Raw genomic sequence first — 224 nt, forward strand, 5'->3', positions numbered from 1 at the left:
CGGGGGTACCGGGTGGAGCCGGGGGAGGTGGCGGCGGTACTGGGGGCACATCCAGCGGTGGCGCAGGCGGTGGTGGTGGCGCGGGAGGCCGCCGGGGCGGGGGCGGGTACACAGTTGGTGGGGTATGTGGTCTTCGATCGGTCGGGTGTAGGCGGGGAGGGGGAGTTGGTCGCGCAGTGGCGTCGGGTGTACGACGATCTGGCTGGCGCGACGGGGACCGGGAC

General features: G+C 74.1%; 1 protein-coding gene. It reads left to right on the plus strand.

The window, feature by feature from the left end; translation table 11 throughout:
• A partial coding sequence (locus ACX4ZE_RS23530) for a hypothetical protein (RefSeq protein WP_480275657.1) occupies window positions 1-224 on the plus strand: 224 nt, incomplete at both ends.

The sequence above is a fragment of the Nocardia sp. TBRC8007 genome, from assembly GCF_056629435.1.